This is a genomic window from Serpentinimonas raichei, assembly GCF_000828895.1.
Taxonomy (GTDB): Bacteria; Pseudomonadota; Gammaproteobacteria; order Burkholderiales; family Burkholderiaceae_C; genus Serpentinimonas; species Serpentinimonas raichei.
Window position 1 is genome coordinate 2,275,962 of sequence record NZ_AP014568.1, and the last position, 20,723, is coordinate 2,296,684.

Sequence of the window (20,723 nt, forward strand, 5' to 3'; positions counted from 1 at the left end):
GATCAGACGGCCTCCCCGCCAAAGCTGATTTCTTGCCCGGCTTGCAGCGTCACGTAGGCTTTGCGCACGTGGTCGCGGCGACCGATGGTTTTGCCAAAGCGCTTGCTCTTGCCTTTTTGGTTGAGCACGTTGACGGCCTTGACCTTGACGTTGAACATTTGCTCGACCGCTGCCTTGATTTCGGTCTTGGTGGCGTTTTGCAGCACCTTGAACAAAACCGCGTTGGTTTTATCGGCCGTGGCAGTGGCTTTTTCCGAAACGATCGGCGCCACCAGCACCTGCATCAGGCGGCCTTCGTCAAACTGGATGCTGCTCATGCGAACATCTCCTTGAATTGGTCCAGGGCACCTTTGGTGACGATCACCTTTTTGTAGTGCACCAGCGAGAGCGGGTCGGCGTAGCGTGGCTCGAGCACCAGCACGTGCGGCAGGTTGCGCGAAGCCAGGTAGAGGTTTTCATCGACCTCGTCGGCGATCAGCAGCACCGATTTCAGATTCATGGCCTTGAACTTGTCGGCCAGCAGCTTGGTTTTGGGGGCTTCGAGCGTGATCGCATCGACCACCGCCAAACGGCCCTCGCGCACCAGTTGCGACAGAATCGAAGCCATGCCGGCGCGGTACATCTTCTTGTTGAGCTTTTGGCCGAAGTTTTCGTCCGGGCTGTTCGGGAAGATGCGACCGCCCCCACGCCACAGCGGCGAGGAGGTCATGCCGGCGCGGGCGTTGCCGGTGCCTTTTTGGCGAAACGGCTTGCGCGTGCTGTGCTTGACGGTGGCGCGGTCTTTTTGCGCCCGCGTGCCTTGGCGCGCGTTGGCCTGGTAGGCCACCACCAGTTGGTGGATCAGCGCTTCGTTGTAGTCACGACCAAAGACGGCATCGGGCACTTCAACGGTGGAAGCGGCCTGGCCTTGTGGGTTGAGGAGTTCGACTTGCATCAGTTGCCTCCTTTGGGCAGTGCTTTGACAGCCGGACGCACGGTCACGAAGCCGCCGTTGGAGCCCGGCACCGCGCCTTTGATGAGCAGCAACTGGCGCTCAACATCGACCCGCACCACATCGAGGTTTTGCGTGGTGACGGTCTCGTCACCCATGTGGCCGGTCATTTTTTTACCCGGGAACACGCGGCCCGGATCTTGCGCCATCGAAATGGAGCCCGGCACGTTGTGCGAACGGCTGTTGCCGTGCGTGGCGCGCTGCGACGCAAAGTTGTGGCGCTTGATGGTGCCAGCAAAGCCTTTACCGATCGAGGTGCCTTGCACATCGACCTTTTGGCCTACGGCAAAGAGCTCGGCCACGGGCAACACGGTGCCGGCGGCGTATTTGCCCGCCACATCCGCGCTGACGCGGAACTCTTGCAGGATTTCACCGGCTTCGACGCCGGCTTTGGCCAAGTGACCGGCCGCCGGCTTGCTCACGCGCGAGGCGCGGCGCTTGCCATACGTCAGCTGCAAGGCATCGTAGCCATCGTTGGCTTGGGTTTTGACTTGTGCCACACGGTTGTTCGATACATCCACCACCGTGACAGGAACCGCGTCCCCGTCCTCGGTGAATAGGCGCATCATGCCCACCTTGCGGCCCAACAACCCCAGGGAGTTGCTCAGACTCATTTTTTCTCCATTTCCGCGTTGTCCGCGTGTCCGACTGCAATTGGCCGGAAAGCTTTTTAAACCAGCAAAGCCCTCCCTTTTAAGGGGGAGAGCCGGTCCGGATTTGACGATTGTTTTTGCTTGGACCCGATATGTCATTTCTGACAAAACGCGGCCAAGCTCAAGATTATAACCCGCTGACAGATTTCATGCAAGGCCTACGGAGCGGTTTCGGCTCGTCTGCGCTGCCGCAGGCCCGGCGCCTGTGGCCTTATTGCAACTTGATCTCGACATCGACGCCGGCTGGCAGGTCCAGCTTCATCAGCGCATCGACGGTTTTGTCGGTCGGGTCCACGATGTCCATCAGGCGCTGGTGGGTGCGGATCTCGAACTGGTCGCGGCTGGTCTTGTTGACGTGCGGCGAGCGCAGGATGTCAAAGCGCTTCATGCGCGTCGGCAGGGGCACGGGGCCCTTGACGATGGCGCCGGTGCGCTTGGCGGTGTCAACGATTTCAGCGGCCGAGGTGTCGATCAGCTTGTAGTCGAAGGCTTTGAGGCGGATGCGGATTTTTTGCTTGCTCATGGTGTGTTCGTCCTGTGTGCAATCAATCCAAAATCTTGGCCACCACGCCGGCGCCCACGGTGCGTCCGCCTTCGCGGATGGCGAAGCGCAGGCCTTCTTCCATGGCGATCGGGGCGATCAGTTTGACGGTGATGCTGACGTTGTCGCCCGGCATGACCATCTCTTTGCCTTCGGGCAGTTCGATCGAGCCGGTGACATCCGTGGTGCGGAAGTAAAACTGTGGCCGGTAGTTGTTGAAGAACGGGGTGTGGCGCCCGCCTTCGTCTTTGCTCAGCACGTAGACTTCGCCGGTAAAGTGGGTGTGCGGCTTGATGCTGCCGGGCTTGCACAGCACTTGGCCGCGCTGCACGTCTTCGCGCTTGGTGCCGCGCAGCAAGATGCCGACGTTGTCGCCCGCCTGGCCCTGGTCCAGCAGCTTGCGGAACATCTCGACGCCGGTGCAGATGGTTTTCTGGGTCACGGCCAAGCCGACGATTTCGATCTCTTCACCGACCTTGACGATGCCGCGCTCGATGCGCCCGGTGACCACGGTGCCGCGGCCGGAGATGGAGAACACGTCTTCCACGGGCATGAGGAAGGCACCGTCGACGGCGCGTTCGGGCTGGGGGATGTAGCTATCGAGGGCGTCGGCCAGCTTCATGATGGCTTGCTCGCCCAGCGGGCCTTTGTCGCCTTCCAAGGCGAGTTTGGCCGAGCCGTGGATGATGGGGGTCTGGTCGCCGGGAAAGTCGTATTTGTCGAGCAGCTCGCGCACTTCCATTTCGACCAGCTCGAGCAGCTCGGCGTCGTCGACCATGTCGCACTTGTTGAGGAACACGATGATGTAGGGCACGCCCACTTGGCGCGCCAGCAGGATGTGTTCGCGCGTTTGCGGCATCGGGCCGTCGGCGGCGGAGCAGACCAACACGGCACCGTCCATCTGCGCGGCACCGGTGATCATGTTCTTCACATAGTCGGCGTGGCCGGGGCAATCAACGTGGGCGTAGTGGCGGTTGGCCGTTTCGTATTCCACGTGCGCGGTGTTGATGGTGATGCCACGCGCTTTTTCTTCGGGAGCGGCGTCGATCTGGTCGTAGGCCTTGGCTTGACCGCCAAACTTGGCCGCCAGCACGGTGGTGATGGCCGCCGTGAGCGTGGTTTTGCCGTGGTCAACGTGACCAATGGTGCCTACGTTGACGTGCGGCTTGGTCCGCTGGAATTTTTCCTTTGCCATGATGCAAATATCCTTGAATGAAAAAAGAACAAAGCCCGTGTGGGTTTAAGGTCTGCGGCGGCGGCGGCGTCACGGGCAACGCCGCCTCCCGGTTGGGGGCGCATCAGACCGGGGCCTTGCGCAGCGCAACCGAACCCGGTGCGGCAGCGCGCAGCCCGCATCTTTACTTGGCGCGCGCCGAAATAATGGCTTCTTGCACGTTGCGCGGCGCTTCGGAGTAGTGCTTGAACTCCATGGTGTAGGTGGCGCGCCCTTGCGACATCGAGCGCAGCGTGGTCGAGTAGCCAAACATTTCGGACAGCGGCACCTCAGCCTTGATGGCTTTGCCACCGCCGACCATGTCTTCCATGCCCTGCACCATGCCGCGGCGGCTGGAGAGGTCGCCCATCACGTTGCCGGCGTAGTCTTCCGGGGTTTCCACTTCGACCGCCATCATGGGCTCCAAGATCACCGGCTGCGCTTTGCGGCAGCCTTCCTTGAAGCCGAAAATGGCCGCCATCTTGAAGGCCTGCTCGGAGGAGTCCACATCGTGGTAGGAGCCAAAGTGCAGCGTGACCTTGACATCGACCACCGGGTAGCCGGCCAGCACGCCGGTGTTGAGCGCTTCGATCACGCCTTTTTCCACCGCCGGAATGAACTCGCGCGGCACCACGCCGCCCTTGATGGCATCGACGAACTCGAAGCCCTTGCCCGGCGCTTGCGGCTCGATCTTGAGCACCACGTGGCCGTACTGGCCCTTGCCGCCGGACTGGCGCACAAACTTGCCTTCGGAGTCTTCGATGGTGCCGCGGATGGTCTCGCGGTACGCCACTTGCGGCTTGCCCACGTTGGCCTCGACGCCGAACTCGCGCTTCATGCGGTCCACGATGATTTCCAGATGCAGCTCGCCCATGCCGGCGATGATGGTCTGGCCCGATTCTTCGTCGGTCTTGACGCGGAACGATGGGTCTTCAGAGGCCAAGCGGCTCAGGGCGATGCCCATTTTTTCTTGGTCGGCCTTGGTCTTGGGCTCCACGGCCTGGGCAATCACGGGCTCGGGGAACACCATGCGCTCGAGCGTGATGATGGCCGAAGGGTCGCACAGGGTTTCGCCGGTGGTGACTTCCTTGAGGCCGACGCAAGCAGCGATGTCGCCGGCGCGGATTTCTTCGACCTCAACGCGGTTGTTGGCGTGCATCTGCACGATGCGCCCGATGCGCTCTTTCTTGCCCTTGATTGGGTTATAGACCGTGTCGCCTTTTTTGAGCACGCCGGAATAGACACGCACAAAGGTGAGTTGGCCGACGAAGGGGTCGGTCATGAGCTTGAAGGCCAGCGCGGCCAGCTTCTCGGAGTCGTCGGCGCGGCGGCTGGTGGGCTGCTCATCGTCGTCGCTGCCGCCCACGGGCGGAATGTCAACTGGCGAGGGCAGGAAATCCACCACGGCGTCGAGCATGCGCTGCACGCCCTTGTTTTTGAAGGCGGTGCCGCACAGCATGGGCTGAATCTCGGCCCCAATGGTGCGGGTGCGCAGGCCCAGCATGATTTCGGCCTCGCTCAAGTCGCCTCCTTCGAGGTACTTGTTCATCAGCTCTTCGTTGGCTTCGGCAGCGGCTTCGACCATTTTCTCGCGCCACTCTTGGGCGCTGGCTTGCAGCTCGGCCGGAATCTCGCGGTAGTCGAACTTCATGCCCTGCGAGGCATCGTCCCAATAGATGGCCTTCATCTTGATGAGATCGACCACGCCTTTGAAGCCTTCTTCGGCCCCGATCGGGATCACCACCGGAACCGGGTTGGCCTTGAGGCGCAGGCGCATCTGGTCATAGACCTTGAAGAAGTTGGCGCCGGTGCGGTCCATCTTGTTGACGAAGGCCAAGCGCGGCACCCGGTACTTGGTGGCTTGGCGCCACACCGTTTCAGACTGCGGCTGCACCCCACCCACGGCGCAATAGACCATGCAAGCGCCGTCAAGCACGCGCATGGAACGCTCGACCTCGATCGTGAAGTCCACGTGACCGGGGGTGTCGATGATGTTGAAGCGGTGCTCGGGGTAGGACAGGTCCATGCCCTTCCAGTAGCAGGTGGTGGCGGCCGAGGTGATGGTGATGCCGCGCTCTTGCTCTTGCTCCATCCAGTCCATGGTGGCCGCGCCATCGTGCACTTCACCGATTTTGTGGTTGACCCCGGTGTAAAACAGGATGCGCTCGGTGGTGGTGGTCTTGCCGGCGTCGATGTGGGCCGAGATACCGATGTTGCGGTAGCGCTCGATGGGCGTGTTGCGGGGCATGGAAAATTCTCCGAAAAATACGGGCCAAGCCCGCCACCTCGGCTGGGAGTGCGGCGGGCTTGGGGATAAGCGATAGGCGAAGGGCCTGGGGCCAGCGCAGCTTAGAAGCGGAAGTGGCTAAAGGCCTTGTTGGCCTCGGCCATGCGGTGCACCTCGTCGCGCCGCTTCATGGCGCCGCCACGGCCTTCGTTGGCCTCCAGCAGCTCGTTGGCCAGGCGCAGGGCCATGGATTTTTCACCGCGCTTGCGCGCCGCCTGCTTGATCCAGCGCATCGAGAGCGCGAGCCGGCGCACCGGGCGCACTTCGACCGGCACCTGGTAGTTGGCGCCACCGACGCGGCGCGATTTCACTTCCACCATGGGCTTGACGTTGTTGATGGCGGTGGTGAACAGCTCCAGCGGATCTTTGCCGGATTTTTTCTCCATGGTCTCGAGCGCGCCATAAATAATGCGCTCGGCGACCGCTTTTTTGCCGCCTTCCATGATCACGTTCATGAACTTGGACAGCTCGACATTGCCGTACTTGGGGTCCGGCAGGATTTCACGTTTAGGGACTTCGCGACGACGTGGCATTTTTACACCTCTTATGCTTCAGTTGGCGCCGCTTTGGCGGCACCGCGAGAGCCTTCATGGCCCCCACTTACTCGACCCGCGCACACAGCGTGCGTTGGGGCCATACGCCACCGACATGCGCGCCACGCGCACCGGCAACACCCGATCACAAGCCGACCCCGGCTTGCAACAAATTGACTGGCTTACTTGGCTTACTTGGCCTTGGGCCGTTTGGCACCGTACTTGGAGCGCGACTGCTTGCGGTCTTTCACGCCTTGCAAGTCGAGCGAGCCGCGCACGATGTGGTAGCGCACGCCGGGCAAATCCTTGACCCGGCCGCCGCGCACCAGCACCACGCTGTGCTCTTGCAGGTTGTGGCCTTCACCGCCAATGTAGGAGATGACCTCGAAGCCGTTGGTCAGGCGCACCTTGGCGACCTTGCGCAACGCCGAGTTTGGCTTTTTGGGCGTCGTGGTGTAGACGCGGGTGCAGACGCCACGGCGCTGCGGGCAGTTTTCCATGGCCGGGCTCTTGGATTTGGTCTGTTCGACCTCCCGGCCCTGGCGCACGAGTTGATTAATGGTTGGCATTGAAAAAACGTCCCTAAACGTTTGGAGAATTTGAAACTAAAAAAGCACCTTTTGCCCCCAAGGCAAACGGCAATCCCTTCGGAATGAATCCGAAAAGCCTGTGACTGTAGCACGAAAGCCGTGCGGCGGTCAAGCCAAGGGTGGGTAGGCGGTGAGCAAGGTGCGCCAGAGCGCGAACACCGCCACGGTCACGATGCCCGAGGCGTAGGCGGTGCCGATGGCGCCCAGCAGCAGCGAGAGCAGCAGCATCAGGCCGTCGCGGTGCATCCAACCCAGGCACAGCGCGATCAGGCTCAGGCCGGGCAAGATGTTGCCCAAGGGCAAGGGAATGAAGATCAGCAGCGCCATCCAGACGATCCACAGCGTCCACCAACCGTGGCTGGCGCGGTGCGAGAGCCAGGTCAGGCGCGGCCGGATCCAGGTGGCGGCGCAGTCGTGCAGCCAAGCCAGCGCGTGCAGGGTGCGCCGGCTCCAAGCGGGGTTGAGGCGCGCGCGGCCAAGCCGCTGCGGCAACGGGGCCGCCGAAGGGTGCCCCCACTGCCAGGCAATGGCAAACATGGCCAGGCTCATGGCGGTGCCCAGCCCCATGATGGGCGGCAGGCACAGGCAGGCCAGCAGCATCAGCAGCAAGGGGCGCGAGCCGCCGCGCCCGTGCAGATCGACCAGTTCCGCGATGCTGATGCCCTGTGCCCCAGCCGCCGATGGCTCGGGCGTGCCCGTTGCAACGCTGGCATGGGCTGCCGCCCCCAGCCCCTGACCCCAAGCGCGGCAGCGCTGGGCCCAGGTGCGCGGACAGATTTCGGGGTTGGGGCTCATGGGGAGCGCGCGGATGCCAAAAAAGAGCAGGCCGATGCAAGCCGGGCCCCGCTCAAAGCGGGCGCGGGCGCACCTGGTGCCGCAGCCTTTGCGCCTTGCTCAGCGCCCAATGGCCCAGCAGCGCCAGCACCACGATGATGCCGGTCACGATGAACCAGAGGATCCACAGCAGCACCGACAAAATGCCCACCAAACCGGGCAGAAACGGCAGCAGCGACTCCAGCACCCCCACCGTCCAGGCAAACAGATCGCGCAGCGGCACCAAGAACGCCTCGCCGATCCACGGCGCCAACTCGGGCGGCACCGGCCACTGCGCGATGATGGCGGCCAGATTGGCCGCCTCGCCGGTGGCGACCTGCGCCGCCAGCCAATCGGCCAAGCCGGTGAAGACCCAAATGGTCCCGGTCCAGAGCAACAAAACCAACAGGGTCACGACCCAGAGCAAAAGTTTCACGCGATGCTTTCAAAAAAAAGCCAAACCCAAGTGGGCGGCCAAACGTGGGAGGCCAAGCGGCCGCCCAAGTTCCTTTGGGCACTATAACGGCATTCGCACCGCTTTGCTGCGCCGCATCAAAAAACCGGGGCAAGGGGGGCTCAGGGCTTGATCGCCACCTTGAGCACGCCGTCGCGCTGGTTGGCAAACAGATCGTAGGCGGCGACGATGTCGTCGAGCCGGAACTGGTGAGTCACCAGCAGGCCCAGATCGAGGCGGCCGCTGGCGACCACGTTCATCAGGCGGCGCATGCGCTCTTTGCCGCCCGGGCACAGCGCGGTGACAATTCGGTGATCGCCCAGCCCGGCGGCAAAGGCCCCCAGCGGGATGGTCAGGTCTTGGGAATAGACCCCCAGGCTCGAGAGCGTGCCGCCGGGTTTGAGCACGCGCAACGATGCTTCGAAGGTGGATTGCAGGCCCAGCGCCTCGATGGCGGAATCGGCGCCGCGCCCGCCGGTCAGGCGCATGACCTCGGCCACCACATCGCACTGCTTGTAGTTGAGGGTGATGTCGGCCCCCATTTTTTTGGCGATCTGCAGCCGGTGTTCGTTGCCATCGACACCGATGATGGTGCTGGCCCCGAGCAGGCGCGCCCCGGCGGTGGCGCACAGCCCGATCGGCCCTTGGGCAAACACCACCACCGTGTCGCCAATGCGGATGTTGGCGTTTTCTGCGCCCTTGAAGCCGGTGGACATGATGTCGGGGCACATCAGCACCTGCTCGTCGGTAAGCCCATCGGGCACCGGGGCCAGGTTGGCTTGCGCGTCGGGCACCAGCAGGTACTCGGCTTGGGTGCCGTCGATCAGGTTGCCAAAGCGCCAGCCCGCCGTGGCCTTGTAGCCGTGGCAACCGCAGCGGCCCGAGGCCACCAGGTAGCTGCCGTCTTGCGCGGGCAAGCCGTCTTGCGCGGCATAGGAGTTGAAGTTGGGGCAAATGGCCCCGGCGATGACGCGCTGGCCCTCTTGGTAGCCCGACACGGCGCTGCCGAGTTTTTCGATCACCCCCACCGGCTCGTGCCCGACCGTGAGCCCCCTAGCGACTGGGTACTCGCCCTTGAGGATGTGCACGTCGGTGCCGCAGATGGTGGTGGTGCTGATGCGCACCAAGGCGTCGTTGGGCCCGACGTCGGGGATGGGCTTGTCGGCCAGCTCGATACGGCCCGGCTCGACAAAGATGGCGGCTTTCATCATGGCAGTCATGCGCTTGCTCCTGTGGGTGGATCAGACCGAACCAGAGCGGCTGCGCATGGCAGAGGGCGCAGTCAGCGCGGGCTCGAGCCCCAGTCTGACACGAATGGGCCGCCTTGCACAGCCCAATCCCCACCCCGTCACTCGGCTACTGGATCCAAAGCCGCAGCGCGCCCCAGAAGCGCCCCAGCAGGCCGGCCTGCGGCACCGTTTCGAGCACGAACAGCGGCACTTCGGCCACCACGTCGCCACGGGCGTTGCGCACCCGCAAGGAGCCCAAGGGCTGGTCTTTGAGCAAAGGGGCCAGCAGCGGATCGGGTCGCAGCAACTCGGTGCGCAAACCCGCCGCCTGCCCGGCCGGCACCACCACCACCACCCCGTCGGCGCGCCCGAGCGGGACCGTGCTGGCACGGCCCTGCCACACCGGCGGTGTGGTCACAGGCTGGCCGGGGGCAAACAGGCGCACCGCTTCGAAAGCCGAAAAGCCCCAGTTGAGCAGGGTCTGGCTCTGCGCCGCGCGGGCGTTTTCGCTGGCGGCCCCCAGCACCACAGCGATCAAGCGGCGCTGCCCGGCTGCCCCGGGACCCAGCGCGGCAAAGGGGCGCTGCGCGCTCGCCACCATGCCGTAACCGGCGGCCTCGGTGTGACCGGTTTTCATGCCATCGACGGTGGGATCGCGCAGCAGCAGCAGGTTGCGGTTGTTTTCATTGACCGCCGGCGCCCCGGGGTAGCGGTAGCGCTGGATGGCAAAGTAGGCCATGAACTCGGGGAAATCTTGGCTCAGGCGCTGGGCCAGCAGCGCCAGATCGCGTGCCGTGCTGCGGTGGCCGGGCGCGCTCAGGCCCTCGGGGTTGAGAAAGCGCGTGCGCGTCAGGCCCAGTGCGCGCGCCTGCTGGTTCATGCGCTCGACAAAGCGCTCCACCGAACCCGCCACGCCCTCGGCCAAGGCGGTGGTGGCGTCATTGGCCGAGAGCACGATCATGCCCTTGAGCAAGTCGTCCACCGGCACCTGGGCGCCTTGCGGCACAAACATGCGCGCGCCGGGCATGCGCCAGGCGCGCTCGCTCACCGTCAGGGCTTGCGTGCGCTCGATGCGGCCCGCACGCAAGGCCTCGAACACCAAGTAAGCCGTCATGAGCTTGGTCAACGAAGCGGGCTCGACTTCCTGATCGGCCTCGCGCGCTGCCAACACCTGGCCGGCGGTGGCATCGAGCAGCACAAAGGAGCGGGCTGCGATCTCGGGCGCTTGCGGGCTGCTGGCCCAAGCCCCGCCCGAAGCGCTCAGCAGCCAAGCGACCAACAGCCAAAACAACCAGGTGGAGCGATTCAACAGGGGCATGGTTTGACCAACAAAAGGTTCAGGTCTCGGGTTCGCAGGCGCGCAAATGCCGCAGCGTGAGCGACTTGAGCAGACCCAAGCGGCCGTGAAAAAAATGCTCGACGCCAGGCACCACGGCAATCGGTAGGCCCTGCGGCCGAGCCCAGTCGAGCACGGCGGCCAAGGGCACCGTGTCGTCGACCTCGCCGTGTATGAGTGCGGTGCGCTCATGGAGTTCGGTCGGCAGGGCGGGCAGCTCGAAGCGGCTGGCCGCCGCCCCCACCAGCAGCACCGAATGCACCGGCCGCAGCGGCGCCAGTTGCTGCAAAGCGCGCAGCACCACGAAGGCGCCAAAAGAAAACCCGGCCAAGGCCAGTGGTCCGTGCGCGGCCTCGAGCTGCAACAGCGCCAGCAGGTCGTCGGTTTCGCCCACCCCGTGGTCGTGCACCCCAGCGCTGGCCCCGACGCCGCGAAAATTAAAGCGCAGCACGCGCCAGCCCTGCTGCACATGCGCGCGCGCCAGCGTCTGCACCACCTTGTTGTGCAGCGTGCCCCCAAACAGCGGGTGCGGGTGGGCAATCAGCGCCACCCCGGCGTCGGCGCGGGGCTGCGGCGGCTCGTCGATGGCCACTTCCAGCACGCCATGCGGGCCTTGCACGAGGCGGGTAACGGTGTGCGGATTCATGAACGAGGAACGGATTCAGCGCCCCACTTCAGGTGCCAGCAACAGGCGCTGCACCGGCACCCCGTCGCGCAGATGCGAGTCGATGATCTCATCCAGATCGGCGCGATCGACGTAGGTGTACCACGCGCCTTCCGGGTACACCACCGCCACCGGCCCGCCGGCGCAGCGGTCGAGGCACCCGGCCTTGTTGACCCGCACCCGGCCCGGGCCGTCGAGGCCCAAGGCCTTGACGCGTGCCTTGCAATGATCAAAACTTTGCTGCGCGCCCTGCTCGGCGCAGCAGGCCTGGCCGTTGTCGCGCTGGTTGAGGCAGAAAAAAATGTGGCGCTGGTAGTAGCTCGGGGCGGAAGTGGCAGGGTTCATGCGCGGCGATTGTAGACCTGCCCCGGCGCGGGACGCAACGCCAGCCGCAAACCCACCCACAGCGCGGCGAAGGGCCACAGGCCCCCCAGCCACTGCGACAGGCCGTGCAACTGAATGAAGCGCCCCCACTCCCAAATCTGCAAGGACTGGGCAAAGTACGGCACTTCGGGGGCGCGGTTGAGCAACGCCAGCGCCAACACCCATGCCAACAGGGACAACACGGCGGCCGCCCGGTGTCCCAGCGCCAGACTGAGCAGCGCCAAAGCCACGGCAAAGCTCAAGCCCAGCGACGCCGACGGCGTCAGCCAGGCCCAGGCGTGTGTGGGCCCCCACGTCAGACTGGCCGACAGCAGCAGGGCCGCCAGCCCCAGCCCCAGCGCCAGCAGCAGAAAAACAAACCGCTGCCCGACCCGGCGCAGCACCGCGTAGCCCAGCAGCAACGGCGCCCAGATGCACAGCGCCACCACGATCGCCTCGGTGAGCGGGCTTAGGGGCAACTCGGGCATCGGCGTGGGCAGCCAAGGCTGCAAAAAACTGCCCTCGGTCCAATCGTAGAGCGTGCGCTCGAGCCGGGGCCAAATCTGGCCCAGACCAAACGGCACCGAAGTGGGGTAGACCAGCGCCAGCGGCCACAGCGCCAGCAGCAGCGGGGCACCGCAGGTCTGCGGCACCAGCCCAGTTTGGTGAAAGGCGCTCCAGCGGGCCATCCAGCGCGAGCTCAGCAGCCACAGCGCCAGCCCCACCCCCAAGGCCGCGCCCACCGTGTTGAGCAGCCAATCCACCTGCGACGGCACCCGGTGTTGCACCAGCAAACCTTGCGCGCTTTCAAGCCCCAGCGACAACAGGCAGGGCAAGAGCAAGCCCACACCGGCCGCCCTGCGCCGGCTGCCGTGGCGCGCCACCGCCACAGTCAGCCACAGCCCCAGCGGCACGTAGGCCAGCAGGTTGGTGGCCACATCAAAAACGGTCCAGTGCACTGGCCAAGGAGCCTGCAGGAATGCCCACAGCGCCACCCCTTGATAGCGCCAACCGCTAAAAGGATACAGGCTGGCGTGCACCACCAGCGCCGCGTACAGCAGCGCCAACACCAGCGCCAACGAATAGGGCTTGGCGGCAGGGGACAAGGGGCCGTGAGGGCGCATCGACGAATCGGAGCAAACTATCCAAGGGCCGACAGGCGCGCGGGCGCCGGCGATCGGGCTGCGCGCCTCAAAATGGTTTGAGCACCACCAACAACACCGCAGCCACCAACAACAACACCGGCGCTTCATTGAACCAGCGGTACCAGACATGGCTGCGGCGGTTGCGGCCCAGCTCGAAATCGCGCAACAATGCCGCGCAATGGCCATGATAGGCCAGTAGCAGGACCACCACCAGCAGCTTGGCGTGCATCCAGCCGTTGCCGGGCCCCCAACCGATGCCGTAACCGATCCACAACCACAGCCCCAGCCCCAAAGCCGGCACGGCCAGCAGCGTCATGAAGCGCAGCAGCTTGCGCGCCATCAGCAACAGGCGCGCTCGCTCGGCCTCGCTGCCCGGCGGGACAAGCGCCAAATTGACATAAATGCGCGGCAAATAAAAAAGTCCCGCAAACCAACTGGCTACGAAGATAATATGAAAGGCTTTGACCCACAACATGCGGCTAGTGTAGCCCGGAGCCGCTAGGGAAAGGATAAGAAGCATGGCCGATACCGTCAGCGCCGAATGGCAAGTCGTGAGCGATGTGCTGTGCGCCTCGGGTGAGGCGCCGTTCTGGAGCGCGCGCGAGGAACGCCTGTACTGGATCGACCCGCCGCTCAAGCGCGCCTGGCGGCTGCACCTGCCCAGCGGGCGCGCCGAGCACTGGGGCTTTGCTGGCCCCATCACTGGCCTGACACCTTGCCGCAGTGGCGGCTTCCTGTTGCTGCTGGGCGATGGCATCTACCATGCGGGCTCTTGGCTGGATGTGCCCACCTTGCTGGTCCCGCTGCCCTCGATCGACGCCAATGCGCTGTGGCGAGCCGGCACCTGCGACCCTTGGGGGCGTCTGTGGCTGATCGCCCAAACGCGGCCAGCCGCCAATCGCCTCGTCCCGTCCAGCACCCTGTATTGCCTGCGCGCGCGCAGCACCACCCAGCCGCCACTGGAGCCGATTCGACACCATGTGGGCGACTGCCTGGGCTTGTCTTGGAGCCCCGACGGCCGCAGCGCCACTTGGTGCAACACCCGCCTTGGGGAAGTCGTGCAGGCGGCGCTGTCACAGCCCGGCAGCTGGCCGCCGGAGCTGAGCGCCCCAATGCCGTTGGCGCGCTTTGTCGTGAATCCGGGCGCACCCAGCGCCCAGCCGGTCGCGGTCGATGCGGCATTTGAAGGACTGCCCCGCAGCGGCACCCTCGATCAAGCCGGGAATTATTGGGTCAGCCTGATCGCCACCGGGCGGGCGCGCTGCCTAAACGGACAGGGGCGCAGCCTGCTCGACCTTGCAGTCCCAGCCCTGTACCCCAGCGGCTTGTGCCTGGGTGGAAGCGATGGGCGCACGCTGTTTGTCACCAGCATGCGCGCCGGCCTCAGCGCCGCTCAGCTTGCACACCATCCCCAGTCGGGGGCCGTGTTTGCGCGCCGCGTCGAAACGCCGGGTTTGCCCGCGCCGCTGTACTGGGACTGAGGCCCGGCGTTAAAAAAAATCACGCCCCTGTCGTTTGCAGCGGCGCTACCATTGGGACCATGCAAGCCCCTTCCGATTCAGCCGGCTCCCCCTTGGCACCCGCCCTCCAAACTTGGACTGAGCAACTCCACGCCGCACGCCTAGAAAGTCGGCGTGTGCGCATCGTCGGCGCAGGCAGCAAGGCTTTTCTGGACCCGCCCCACGATCCGGCCCTGATCGAGCTGCGCACCAGCGCGCACCGTGGCATCGTGGCCTACGAGCCCTCGGAACTGGTGGTAACAGCGCGCGCGGGTACACCGCTGGCCGAAATCGAGGCGCTGCTGGCCGAGCAGGGCCAGTATCTGGCCTTCGAGCCGCCGCACTGCGGCGCCGGAGCCACCCTCGGCGGCGCCGTGGCGGCGGGCCTGAGCGGCCCGGCGCGCGCCAGCGTGGGGGCGCTGCGCGACTTCGTGCTGGGCGTGCACGTGCTCAACGGGCGCGGCCAGTACCTGGAGTTTGGCGGCCAGGTGATGAAAAACGTGGCCGGCTACGACCTCAGCCGCCTGTACGCCGGCAGCTTGGGCAGCCTGGGGGTGCTGGCACAGGTCTCGCTCAAGGTGCTGCCGCTGCCACCGGCCGAGGCCACCTTGCGCTTCGAGTTACCCCAAGCACCGGCGCTGCAACAACTGGCGCGCTGGCGCGCCCTGCCGCTGCCGCTCAACGCCAGTTGCTGGGTGCGCGACAGCACCGTGGCGGGCGCGCCCGAACACCTTTATGTGCGCCTGCGCGGCGCCGCGGCCGCCGTGGCCGCCGCCTGCCCGCAGATGCTGGCCGAGGCCCCCGGCGAGCGGCTCGATACCGCCACCTGCGCCCCCGATTGGCAGGCCTGCCGCGAGCAGACCCTGCCTTTTTTCACCCAGCCACCGGCCACCGCGGCCGCAGACACCACCGCGCTTGCCCTGTGGCGCCTGAGCGTGGCCCCCACCAGCGCGGCGCTGGACGCCCCTTGGCCGACCCTGATCGAATGGCACGGCGGGCTGCGCTGGGTCTGGGCCCCGCTGAACCAAGCCGTGCCTTTGCGTGCCTGGGCGCAAGCCCACGGCGGCCACGCCAGCCTGTGGCGCGGCCCGCCCGGCTCAGGGAGTGCTGGCCTTGGCCCCGACTCGGGTGCTGCCGCACTGGCGGCCTTGCGCTTCACCCCCCCGGCCCCGGCGCTGCAAGCGATCCACCAGCGCCTCAAGGCCGAGTTCGACCCGCACGGCCTGTTCAACCCCGGCCAGTGGGGCTGGGGCCTGTGAGCCCTTTGCGCTTCGTGCAAGCCCAGCGCCCCCTCATCCCCCTTACCCTCATTTAGCCGGCCTGCTCTGCGATGCAAACCCAACTTGCCCCACCCTACCAGGGCAGCCCCGACGGGCAGACCGCCCAAGACATCTTGCGCAAATGCGTGCACTGCGGCTTTTGCACCGCCACCTGCCCCACGTATCAGTTGCTCGGCGACGAGCTCGACGGCCCGCGCGGGCGCATATACCTGATCAAACAGGTGCTCGAAGGGGCCACCCCAACCGAGCGCACGCAACAGCACCTAGACCGCTGCCTGAGCTGCCGCAACTGCGAGACCACCTGCCCCAGCGGCGTGGAGTACGGCAAGCTGCTCGAGATCGGGCGCAAGGCCGTGGCGGCGCAGGTGCCGCGCTCCAGCCCCCAGCGCGCCCTGCGCTGGCTGCTCAAAGAAGGCTTAACGTCGCGCGCCTTTGCCCCCGCCATGCGCCTCGGGCAGGCCGTGCGCCCCCTGTTGCCGGCCGCCCTGCGCGCCAAGGTGCCGCAGCGCGTGGCGCCGGGTCTGTGGCCGCAGCGGCAACACGCGCGCCGGGTGCTGCTGCCCGAAGGCTGTGTGCAGCCGGCCATGCTGCCGCACATCAACCACGCCAGCGCGCGCGTGCTCGACGCCGCCGGGCTGCAAGTGTTGCGCCTGTCCAGTGGCGGCTGCTGCGGTGCGCTGCGGCTGCACCTAGACGACCACAGCGGCGCCTTGGCCCACATGCGCGCCAACATCGACGCCTGGTGGCCCCACGTGCGCCCCGACAGCGCGCAGCCCGTGGAAGCCATCGTCAGCAACGCCTCCGGCTGCGGCGTGATGCTCAAAGACTACGGCCACCAGTTGCGCCACGACCCGGCCTACGCCGCTAAAGCGGCACGGGTGAGCGAGCTGACGCGCGACCTGAGCGAACTGCTGCCCGACCTGCTGCCCGCCTTGCAGCGCAAATTGGCCTTGGCCGATGGCGCCCGAAGCCCCGCCGTGCCGCGCCCCAAGCTGGCCTACCACCCACCCTGCACCTTGCAACACGGGCAGCAACTGCGCGGCGGCGTTGAGCAGGGCTTGCGTGCGCTCGGCTTCGAGGTGGACACGGCGCGCACCGAGGCGCACCTGTGCTGCGGCTCGGCCGGCACCTATTCGGTGCTGCAAGCGGGCTTGTCGAGCCAGTTGCGCGAGCGCAAGCTCGGGCACCTGGGCGAATTGGGGGCCGCGCAGATCGTCTCGGCCAACATCGGCTGCATCACGCACCTGCAAAGCGGCACCCAGACCCCGGTGCGGCACTGGATCGAGGTGCTCGACGAGGCGCTGACAGCGGCCGCCGAGGCCGAGGCTCCCAACTCCGCTACCGCCTGAGTTAAGCTGGCGCCATGCCACGCCCCATCCACGCCACCGTCCACCTGCCTGCGCTGCAACACAACCTGCAGCGCTGCCGCCAAGCCGGCGGCGCGGCGCGGGTGTGGGCGGTGCTCAAGGCCAACGCCTACGGCCACGGCATCGAGCGCGTCTATGCCGCGCTGCGCGGCGCCGACGGGCTGGCGCTGCTGGACCTGAGCGAGGCCGAACGGCTGCGCGCCCTGGGCTGGCGCGGCCCCATTTTGCTGCTCGAAGGCGCGTTCGAGCCGCGCGACCTGGAGCTCTGCTCGCGGCTGCAACTCTGGCACGTGCTGCACCGCAGCGAGCAGATCGACTGGCTGGCGGCGCACAAGACCGAAGCGCCGCAGCGCGTGTTCCTCAAGCTCAACTCCGGCATGAACCGGCTCGGCCTGCGCCCCGAGGCCTTTCGCGCCGCCTGGACGCGCCTGAGCCACCTGCCCCAAGTCGAAGAAATCGGCCTGATGACGCACTTCAGCGACGCCGACGGCCTGCGCGGCGGCCAAGAAGGTGTGCGGCACCAGCTCGACACCTTTGTGCGCACCACCCACGACCTGCCCGGCGAGCGCAGCCTGTGCAACAGCGCCGCCCTGCTGCGCCACGGGCTGGCGCTGCACCTGGGCAGCGGCCCCGAAGCGCAGCCGCTGGCGGCCGACTGGACCCGCCCCGGCATCGCGCTCTACGGCAGCGCGCCCGACTTTGCGCAGCACAGCGCCGCCGACTGGGGCTTGCAGCCCAGCCTGACGCTGGCCAGCCAACTGATCGCGGTGCAAGACGTGCCTGCGGGCGAAACCGTGGGCTACGGCTCCACCTACACCGCCACCCACGCCATGCGCATTGGCATCGTGGCCTGCGGCTATGCCGACGGTTACCCGCGCCACGCCCCCGGCAGCAACGCCCACGGCGGCCCGGTGCTGGTGCGCGGCGTGCGCACGCGCCTGGTCGGGCGCGTGAGCATGGACATGCTGGCCGTCGATCTGGGCCCGGTCGAGGCGCACCTGGGCAGCACCTGCAAGCCCGGCGACGCAGTCACGCTCTGGGGCCGCAGCGGCTGCGGCGCACTGCTGCCCATCGACGAAGTGGCGCAGGCCGCTGGCACCTTGGGCTACGAACTGATGTGTGCGCTGGCCGCCAGGGTGCCGGTATCGGTCGAGCCGCTGCCCTGAGATCCTGCACAGCACGGCCCCACACACCACGTCGCCACCCGCACCCACCCAGCCAACCCAGCACCATCTGGTCGGCGCTCACGGCTCCCACCATCACCCTCTGCACTCGCCCCCATGGATGCCTGGACCCTCACCCTCTTGCTCGGCAGCGCCGGTTTTGCCGCCGGCGCCCTCAACGCCATTGCTGGCGGCGGCAGTTTTTTGACCCTGCCGGCGCTGCTGGTGGCTGGATTGCCGCCGATCGTGGCCAATGCCACCAGCGCGCTGGCCGTCAGCCCAGGCTACCTGGGCAGCACACTGGGCTTTAGGGCCGAGTTGGCGCAATTGCCGCGCCGACGGCTGTTGCGCGAAACGCTGCTATCGGCCATCGGCGGCGTGTTGGGGGCCTTGCTGCTGTTGCTCACCCCCTCCGAGGTGTTTCGCGGCCTGATCCCGTGGCTGCTGCTGTTTGCCACCGCGCTGTTCTTGCTCGGGCCGTGGCTGGCTCAGCGTCTGGTGCAGGCTGGCCCAGAGGGCGAACCCAGCTGGCGCAACCCCGGCCTGCTGGCGGTGGCCGCCTACGGCGGTTACTTCAACGGCGGGCTGGGCATTTTGCTCATGGCCCTCTACAGCGCCAGCGGCGAAAAGAACCTGCACACCGCCAACGCACTCAAAAACCTCAACTCGCTGGTGTTGTCGCTGCTGTCGGTGCTGACCTTTGTGCTGGCGGGCGTGATCGCCTGGGGCCCGGCACTGCTGATGATGGCCACCGCCACGGTCGGGGGTTATGTCGGGGCACGCCACGCGCGGCGCTTGTCGATGCGCAGTGTGCGCACTGTGGTGGTCTGCACCGGGCTGGTGATGAGCGCGCTGTTTTTCTGGCGCGGCTAAAACCACTCAGCCCGCTGCCAGCAGCCACGCCGCCGCGCGCTCGCCGATCATGATCGCGGGCGCATTGGTGTTGCCGCCGATGAGCGTGGGCATGATGGATGCGTCGGCCACGCGCAGCCCCTGAAGGCCGTGTACGCGCAGCTGCGCATCGACCACGGCGCCCTCGTCCACCCCCATGCGGCAGGTGCCGACCGGGTGGTAGATGGTGTCGGCGCGGCTGCGAATCAACTGCTCCCAAGCCGCATCCCCATGCAGTTGCTCGTCGTACAGCGGCGTGCCGCGCCAAGGCTGCAAGGGGCTGCGCAACAAGATCTCGCGCATCTGCTGCGCGCCCCGGCTCAGCAGGTGCAGATCGCGCGCATCCGATAAAAAGGCCGGGTCGATCAAGGGGGCCGCCAGCGGGTCGGCGCTGCGCAGCCCGACCCGGCCGCGTGCATGCGGCCGCAGCACGCACACATGGCAGCTAAAGCCATAGCCCCAGTGCAGCTTGCGCGCGTGGTCATCGACGATGCCCACGCAAAAATGCAGTTGCAGATCGGGCCGCGGCTGCTGCGCATCGGAGCGCCAGAAGGCCCCGCCCTCGGCGCTGGGCGAGCTCAGCGGCCCGCTGCCGTCGCGCCGCCACTGCCGCCAAGCCTGCCAGTGCTGCCAAGCGGCACCGAAACCAATGCCAAACAAGTCGGTGCGGGTGCTGCGGTAAGAGAGTGTGAGGTCTAGGTGGTCTTGCAGGTTCTGCCCGACCCCGGGCAAGCGGTGCACGAGCGGGATGCCGTGGCGCTGCAATTCGTCTGGCGGCCCCACGCCCGAGAGCAGCAGCAACTGCGGCGACTGCAGCGCCCCGGCGCACAACACCACCTCGCGCCGGGCGCGCAGGCTGATGTGGCGGCCGCGCTGTCGCGCCTGCACCCCCACGGCACGCCGCCCTTCGAACAGCACCCGGGTGGCTTGGGTGTGCGTGAGCACCGTGAGGTTGGGGCGCTGCAGCACCGGGTGCAAAAAGGCCGCAGCCGCCGAGCAGCGCTGGCCGCGCCGGGCCGCGTCGTGGAACTGCGTCACTTGGAACAGGTAAGCCCCCTCCTGCTCCTCCCCGTTGTAGTCGGGGTTGGGCGCGATGCCGTGCTGCGCGCAGGCCTCGATGAAAGCCTGCGCAATCGGGCGCGGGCTGACCTGATCGGCCACGTGCAGCGGCCCGCCCACGCCGCGCCATGCACTGGGGCCGCGCTGGTTGTGCTCGCTGCGCATGAAAAAGGGCAGCACCTCGGCGTGTGACCAGCCCGCCGCACCGGCTGCGGCCCAGTCGTCGTAGTCGCTGCGGTGGCCGCGCGCATAAAGCATGGCGTTGATGGCCGAGGAGCCGCCGAGCGCCTTGCCGCGCGGCTGGTAGCCGCAGCGCCCGAGCAAGCCCGGCTGCGGCACGGTCTCAAAAGCCCAGTTGTTGTATTTGAAGGGGCGCGCTGGGAGCATCGCCACCACCCCGGCAGGCAGGCGGATGGCCAGGTCGCGGCCGTCGCCCCCGGCCTCCAGCAGCGCCACCGTGACCGCTGGGTCTGCGCTCAGGCGCGCCGCCAGCACGCAACCGGCCGAGCCGCCGCCCACGATCAGGTAGTCGAAGGCGTCGGTCGGGGGGTTGGGTGTCATGGTGGCAGCACGTAGTACGATGATGAACCAGCCGCAGCGCAAAAATCTGCGGTTCACCCGCCTTGGGCAGCACCGCAACCACCGCGCTTCA

General features: G+C 66.6%; 22 protein-coding genes. 5 read left to right on the forward strand and 17 right to left on the reverse strand.

Annotated elements, in window-relative coordinates; genetic code table 11:
- Positions 1-2 precede the first annotated feature (2 nt).
- From rplW to SRAA_RS10685, 16 genes are all read right to left on the reverse strand, one after another.
- Positions 3-317 carry a 50S ribosomal protein L23 gene (gene rplW / locus SRAA_RS10610; RefSeq protein WP_045532615.1) on the reverse strand — a complete coding sequence of 105 codons (315 nt, stop codon included), beginning with the start codon at positions 315-317 and terminating at the stop codon, positions 3-5.
- On the reverse strand, positions 314-934 hold the full coding sequence (gene rplD / locus SRAA_RS10615) for a 50S ribosomal protein L4 (RefSeq protein ID WP_045532617.1): 621 nt from the start codon (positions 932-934) through the stop codon (positions 314-316). Before rplD ends, rplW begins: the two co-directional genes overlap by 4 nt.
- Complete coding sequence (gene rplC / locus SRAA_RS10620; protein WP_045532619.1) at positions 934-1,605, reverse strand: 50S ribosomal protein L3; 672 nt, start codon at positions 1,603-1,605, stop codon at positions 934-936. Before rplC ends, rplD begins: the two co-directional genes overlap by 1 nt.
- A 250-nt stretch (positions 1,606-1,855) precedes the next feature.
- A complete protein-coding gene (rpsJ, locus tag SRAA_RS10625) occupies positions 1,856-2,167 on the reverse strand; it encodes a 30S ribosomal protein S10 (protein ID WP_029463315.1) in 312 nt (103 codons plus the stop codon).
- Between the two features lie 22 nt (positions 2,168-2,189).
- Positions 2,190-3,380 carry an elongation factor Tu gene (gene tuf / locus SRAA_RS10630; protein ID WP_045532620.1) on the reverse strand — a complete coding sequence of 397 codons (1,191 nt, stop codon included), beginning with the start codon at positions 3,378-3,380 and terminating at the stop codon, positions 2,190-2,192.
- A gap of 163 nt (positions 3,381-3,543) precedes the next feature.
- Positions 3,544-5,646 carry an elongation factor G gene (fusA, locus tag SRAA_RS10635; protein WP_045532622.1) on the reverse strand — a complete coding sequence of 701 codons (2,103 nt, stop codon included), beginning with the start codon at positions 5,644-5,646 and terminating at the stop codon, positions 3,544-3,546.
- A 101-nt stretch (positions 5,647-5,747) separates the two neighbouring features.
- The gene (gene rpsG, locus SRAA_RS10640; RefSeq protein ID WP_029463501.1) at positions 5,748-6,218 is read right to left on the reverse strand and encodes a 30S ribosomal protein S7; all 471 of its coding nucleotides are present in this window, start codon (positions 6,216-6,218) and stop codon (positions 5,748-5,750) included.
- A 191-nt stretch (positions 6,219-6,409) separates the two neighbouring features.
- Positions 6,410-6,787 carry a 30S ribosomal protein S12 gene (gene rpsL, locus SRAA_RS10645; protein WP_029463500.1) on the reverse strand — a complete coding sequence of 126 codons (378 nt, stop codon included), beginning with the start codon at positions 6,785-6,787 and terminating at the stop codon, positions 6,410-6,412.
- A gap of 129 nt (positions 6,788-6,916) precedes the next feature.
- Positions 6,917-7,603, reverse strand: coding sequence for an exopolysaccharide biosynthesis protein (locus tag SRAA_RS10650; protein WP_045532624.1), 687 nt, complete (start codon positions 7,601-7,603; stop codon positions 6,917-6,919).
- A 52-nt stretch (positions 7,604-7,655) separates the two neighbouring features.
- A complete protein-coding gene (locus SRAA_RS10655) occupies positions 7,656-8,057 on the reverse strand; it encodes a hypothetical protein (RefSeq protein WP_045532626.1) in 402 nt (133 codons plus the stop codon).
- A 140-nt stretch (positions 8,058-8,197) separates the two neighbouring features.
- Complete coding sequence (locus tag SRAA_RS10660; protein ID WP_045532628.1) at positions 8,198-9,295, reverse strand: NAD(P)-dependent alcohol dehydrogenase; 1,098 nt, start codon at positions 9,293-9,295, stop codon at positions 8,198-8,200.
- Between the two features lie 136 nt (positions 9,296-9,431).
- Positions 9,432-10,622: a D-alanyl-D-alanine carboxypeptidase family protein gene (locus tag SRAA_RS10665; protein WP_045532631.1), complete on the reverse strand. Its 1,191-nt coding sequence runs from the start codon at positions 10,620-10,622 to the stop codon at positions 9,432-9,434.
- Positions 10,623-10,641: 19 nt separating this feature from the next.
- A complete protein-coding gene (locus SRAA_RS10670; RefSeq protein WP_052467562.1) occupies positions 10,642-11,286 on the reverse strand; it encodes an alpha/beta hydrolase in 645 nt (214 codons plus the stop codon).
- Between the two features lie 15 nt (positions 11,287-11,301).
- On the reverse strand, positions 11,302-11,649 hold the full coding sequence (locus SRAA_RS10675) for a (2Fe-2S) ferredoxin domain-containing protein (RefSeq protein ID WP_045532637.1): 348 nt from the start codon (positions 11,647-11,649) through the stop codon (positions 11,302-11,304).
- On the reverse strand, positions 11,646-12,773 hold the full coding sequence (locus SRAA_RS10680) for a VanZ family protein (protein ID WP_231849284.1): 1,128 nt from the start codon (positions 12,771-12,773) through the stop codon (positions 11,646-11,648). Before SRAA_RS10680 ends, SRAA_RS10675 begins: the two co-directional genes overlap by 4 nt.
- 85 nt (positions 12,774-12,858) lie before the next feature.
- Positions 12,859-13,287, reverse strand: a complete 429-nt coding sequence (locus SRAA_RS10685) for a CopD family protein (protein WP_045532640.1) — start codon at positions 13,285-13,287, stop codon at positions 12,859-12,861.
- 43 nt (positions 13,288-13,330) lie between these two features.
- Between SRAA_RS10685 and SRAA_RS12095 the strand changes: the two genes are divergently transcribed.
- From SRAA_RS12095 to SRAA_RS10710, 5 genes are all read left to right on the forward strand, one after another.
- Complete coding sequence (locus tag SRAA_RS12095) at positions 13,331-14,293, forward strand: SMP-30/gluconolactonase/LRE family protein (RefSeq protein WP_052467563.1); 963 nt, start codon at positions 13,331-13,333, stop codon at positions 14,291-14,293.
- Positions 14,294-14,352: 59 nt separating this feature from the next.
- Positions 14,353-15,570 (forward strand): glycolate oxidase subunit GlcE, encoded by a 1,218-nt coding sequence (gene glcE / locus SRAA_RS10695; protein ID WP_045532642.1) that lies wholly within the window; start codon positions 14,353-14,355, stop codon positions 15,568-15,570.
- Positions 15,571-15,641: 71 nt separating this feature from the next.
- Positions 15,642-16,940, forward strand: a complete 1,299-nt coding sequence (gene glcF / locus SRAA_RS10700; protein WP_045532644.1) for a glycolate oxidase subunit GlcF — start codon at positions 15,642-15,644, stop codon at positions 16,938-16,940.
- 14 nt (positions 16,941-16,954) lie between these two features.
- Positions 16,955-18,124, forward strand: a complete 1,170-nt coding sequence (alr, locus tag SRAA_RS10705; RefSeq protein ID WP_045532645.1) for an alanine racemase — start codon at positions 16,955-16,957, stop codon at positions 18,122-18,124.
- Positions 18,125-18,238: 114 nt separating this feature from the next.
- On the forward strand, positions 18,239-18,994 hold the full coding sequence (locus SRAA_RS10710) for a sulfite exporter TauE/SafE family protein (protein ID WP_045532647.1): 756 nt from the start codon (positions 18,239-18,241) through the stop codon (positions 18,992-18,994).
- Positions 18,995-19,000: 6 nt separating this feature from the next.
- Here the strand turns inward: SRAA_RS10710 and SRAA_RS10715 are convergent, their stop codons facing one another.
- On the reverse strand, positions 19,001-20,632 hold the full coding sequence (locus tag SRAA_RS10715; RefSeq protein WP_045532649.1) for a GMC family oxidoreductase: 1,632 nt from the start codon (positions 20,630-20,632) through the stop codon (positions 19,001-19,003).
- Between the last annotated feature and the right edge of the window lie 91 nt (positions 20,633-20,723).

What these genes read in the sequence shown, in the direction of transcription:
- rplW (WP_045532615.1), bottom strand. Translation starts at nt 317, where the DNA reads ATGAGCAGCATCCAGTTTGACGAAGGCCGCCTGATGCAGGTGCTGGTG.
- rplD (WP_045532617.1), bottom strand. Translation starts at nt 934, where the DNA reads ATGCAAGTCGAACTCCTCAACCCACAAGGCCAGGCCGCTTCCACCGTT.
- rplC (WP_045532619.1), bottom strand. Translation starts at nt 1,605, where the DNA reads ATGAGTCTGAGCAACTCCCTGGGGTTGTTGGGCCGCAAGGTGGGCATG.
- rpsJ (WP_029463315.1), bottom strand. Translation starts at nt 2,167, where the DNA reads ATGAGCAAGCAAAAAATCCGCATCCGCCTCAAAGCCTTCGACTACAAG.
- tuf (WP_045532620.1), bottom strand. Translation starts at nt 3,380, where the DNA reads ATGGCAAAGGAAAAATTCCAGCGGACCAAGCCGCACGTCAACGTAGGC.
- fusA (WP_045532622.1), bottom strand. Translation starts at nt 5,646, where the DNA reads ATGCCCCGCAACACGCCCATCGAGCGCTACCGCAACATCGGTATCTCG.
- rpsG (WP_029463501.1), bottom strand. Translation starts at nt 6,218, where the DNA reads ATGCCACGTCGTCGCGAAGTCCCTAAACGTGAAATCCTGCCGGACCCC.
- rpsL (WP_029463500.1), bottom strand. Translation starts at nt 6,787, where the DNA reads ATGCCAACCATTAATCAACTCGTGCGCCAGGGCCGGGAGGTCGAACAG.
- SRAA_RS10650 (WP_045532624.1), bottom strand. Translation starts at nt 7,603, where the DNA reads ATGAGCCCCAACCCCGAAATCTGTCCGCGCACCTGGGCCCAGCGCTGC.
- SRAA_RS10660 (WP_045532628.1), bottom strand. Translation starts at nt 9,295, where the DNA reads ATGACTGCCATGATGAAAGCCGCCATCTTTGTCGAGCCGGGCCGTATC.
- SRAA_RS10665 (WP_045532631.1), bottom strand. Translation starts at nt 10,622, where the DNA reads ATGCCCCTGTTGAATCGCTCCACCTGGTTGTTTTGGCTGTTGGTCGCT.
- SRAA_RS10670 (WP_052467562.1), bottom strand. Translation starts at nt 11,286, where the DNA reads ATGAATCCGCACACCGTTACCCGCCTCGTGCAAGGCCCGCATGGCGTG.
- SRAA_RS10675 (WP_045532637.1), bottom strand. Translation starts at nt 11,649, where the DNA reads ATGAACCCTGCCACTTCCGCCCCGAGCTACTACCAGCGCCACATTTTT.
- SRAA_RS10685 (WP_045532640.1), bottom strand. Translation starts at nt 13,287, where the DNA reads ATGTTGTGGGTCAAAGCCTTTCATATTATCTTCGTAGCCAGTTGGTTT.
- SRAA_RS12095 (WP_052467563.1), top strand. Translation starts at nt 13,331, where the DNA reads ATGGCCGATACCGTCAGCGCCGAATGGCAAGTCGTGAGCGATGTGCTG.
- glcE (WP_045532642.1), top strand. Translation starts at nt 14,353, where the DNA reads ATGCAAGCCCCTTCCGATTCAGCCGGCTCCCCCTTGGCACCCGCCCTC.
- glcF (WP_045532644.1), top strand. Translation starts at nt 15,642, where the DNA reads ATGCAAACCCAACTTGCCCCACCCTACCAGGGCAGCCCCGACGGGCAG.
- alr (WP_045532645.1), top strand. Translation starts at nt 16,955, where the DNA reads ATGCCACGCCCCATCCACGCCACCGTCCACCTGCCTGCGCTGCAACAC.
- SRAA_RS10710 (WP_045532647.1), top strand. Translation starts at nt 18,239, where the DNA reads ATGGATGCCTGGACCCTCACCCTCTTGCTCGGCAGCGCCGGTTTTGCC.
- SRAA_RS10715 (WP_045532649.1), bottom strand. Translation starts at nt 20,632, where the DNA reads ATGACACCCAACCCCCCGACCGACGCCTTCGACTACCTGATCGTGGGC.